2 protein-coding genes are annotated in these 2,371 nt (G+C 49.5%); one reads left to right on the top strand and one right to left on the bottom strand.

The genetic code is table 11. The features are described from left to right. Positions 1-439: 439 nt before the first annotated feature. Entirely contained in the window at positions 440-1,078 is a 639-nt protein-coding gene (locus Q0256_RS00175) for a hypothetical protein (RefSeq protein ID WP_297958945.1), read from the bottom strand. 163 nt (positions 1,079-1,241) lie between these two features. On the opposite strand from Q0256_RS00175, the gene Q0256_RS00170 reads away from it, so the two are divergent. Further along, positions 1,242-2,171 (top strand): DUF4299 family protein, encoded by a 930-nt coding sequence (locus Q0256_RS00170; RefSeq protein WP_297958943.1) that lies wholly within the window; start codon positions 1,242-1,244, stop codon positions 2,169-2,171. The last annotated feature ends 200 nt before the right edge of the window (positions 2,172-2,371 follow it).

The following is a 2,371-nucleotide window of genomic DNA, read 5'->3' as shown; positions in this document are numbered from 1 at the left end:
TGTAAATTTAGCGCCCACGGCAGGGCAAAATTTTGATTTTTAGCGGCGCGAGCCTACGTCCATAACCATTAAAATCAAAATTTAGCGCAGCATAGGTAGATGCGTCCGCGACTGCGAACTTGAGAGGTAAAAACGTAAGAGCGGAATGCAAGCGCTAAAGAGTGCGTCCTGCACTGCGGTCTTGCGAGATACAAACGCAAACTGTAAAATTTCACCGCGCGCGTGAATAGAAAACCAAACAAGCCACGCCGAAGCGTATTTGATTACCAGAGCGAGCCGTATCAAAACGCATTTCGCTGCCCAAGCGAGCATTAAATTTAAACTGCGCTTCGCCGGCGAGCTGCAAGCCAAACCTGTGCGCCAAATCCTGTCAATCTGCGCAATAAAATTTGACTTTCATCCAGCCAAAACTTCGCACGCAAAACCGCGATAAGCAAGATCAGATAAATTCCTTCTCCAAAGGCTGCATCGCGTTGCCGTCTGCGTCGAAAAGCACCCGCCCGCAAACCTCGCAAACCTCGTCTCTTGGCGACGGCTCGTCCGCATCCAGCTGCCACGCGGACATCTCGCCGCACTCGCAGTTTATGACGTAAAGGATCTGCCTTTTGCGGCGCTTGCCCCATGGCGCGATGTCCCAAAATAGCTCCTCGCGCTTGCCTAGCTTTTTAAAATCTTTCTCGGCGTCCTTGTGCGCGACGAGCAAATAATAAGCGTCGCTATGAAGATCCAAAGTAAAGAGCCTAAAATCGCTCTTCTTTAGCGCTTTTTGAAACTCGTTCATCAAAAATAAGCTCGCATCGCCGCGCTCGAAATCCTCTTTTTCCGCTTCTTTTTCGAGCCCTGCGTAAATTTTATCGCACTCTAGAGCCACGCCACTTTGCAGCGCATCAAGCCTAGAGCTGATAAATTTACCCACATCGCCCGTCTCGTCCTCGCCGGCCCAGTCAAGCATCCAAACAAGCCCTTTTCCGATAAGCGCATCCAAAAACTCGCCGTCATTCATCTCGCCTATCTTGTCAAAACCGCCTGTCTCGCCCGCCGTCAAATGCTTTAGGACGCAGCACTGATCTTTCGTCATTTTCGCTCCTTTTGATTAAATTTACCGCCTACGTGGGTCTGTTTAAATTTTACTCTCAAAAAGCTTTAAGCTTACTTTTCGCAACTCCTTGCGCTGCAAATTTAGCCCGCTGCGGCGGGTAAAATTTCGCTATAATTTTGCCAATTTAACAAAGGAGAAAAGGGTGAGCGTAGAATTTCGCGTCAAAAATAAAAAGTACCCGCTATTTATGGGCTATTCGGACGCCATGAGCGTAGGCAAGGCATTGGAGCTCCTGCCCGATCTATCGGTATTTGACATAGACGAGAGCGCCGAGGGCTTTGACGAAAGGGCGTTTTTAAAATCGCCTTTGAGCGAGCAGGAGTGCTTGATTTTGGGCGTGCGGGGCAAGAGCGGGCGCGGAATGGAGCTAAGATATGACGAGGAGCAGCAAAGCTACGCCGTGCGCGTAAATACGCCCGCGACGGTATTTGATTGGGTTTTGGCGATCTCATATCTGCAGGCGCTATCCAAGCAGCTGCAAAGCGAGATCACAGATGAAAACGGCGAAATTTACACCCACGATGGGATAGAACAATTCGACTACGAGCGCGATATAGCGGCGGGGCTACATTCGATAGATCAGCATTTAAGCGGCGATACGGAGGTAAATTTTTGCTACGGAGTAGAGAGGCCTTTTGCGATAAACCGCGCGATGATGGATGAAATTTTAGCCTCGTATAACCCCGCCGCCGAGTTTAGCAAGCGGCTAACCGAGGTGCAGTATCTCGACGCTTACAGCGCTCGCCAGAGGTTTTATCGAAATGGAGATGACGGCACGATAATGGGCTCATACGCGCTCACACAGGACCTGCCCACTATCCTGCCCTACAAACCGTTTGTGGAATGGCAAAACACGGGGATACTGGAAAATAACGACGTCGCGCGCTGGCAGATCGCGCTCATAGGCATAGAGGGCGACGAAAACGACGCAGGTAACTACCGCGCGATCGCCGAGCTGGAATACGACGAGTTTATCGCGCGCTTGCCGAAGCAAAACTACCGCTTCATCGATGCAAGCTATATTTTGGTGGATGGGCTAAGCGCCGAACAGCTAAAGGCGCTGGCAGGCTAAATTTTACTTGCGGTGAAATTCTACAGAATTTTATCGAGGATTGACGCCGCAAAATTTAAAGGGGCGGAATTCGCGGCAAACTTAGCGGTATGTAAAATTCTAAGGAGGCGGAATTTTATCGCGGCGGAATTTTTAAATTTATATCACGGTGAAATTCCGTCGTGATAAAATTTAGAAAGTCTAAATGAAAAAGACCTGCT

It is taken from the genome of uncultured Campylobacter sp. (genome assembly GCF_937949835.1).
Classification (GTDB): domain Bacteria; phylum Campylobacterota; class Campylobacteria; order Campylobacterales; family Campylobacteraceae; genus Campylobacter_B.
Note: the sequence above shows the minus strand (reverse complement) of the source record. Positions and strands in the feature narration are given on the sequence as shown.

Coding starts and splice junctions, on each gene's coding strand:
- Q0256_RS00175 (WP_297958945.1), bottom strand. CDS start 1,078: ATGACGAAAGATCAGTGCTGCGTCCTAAAGCATTTGACGGCGGGCGAG.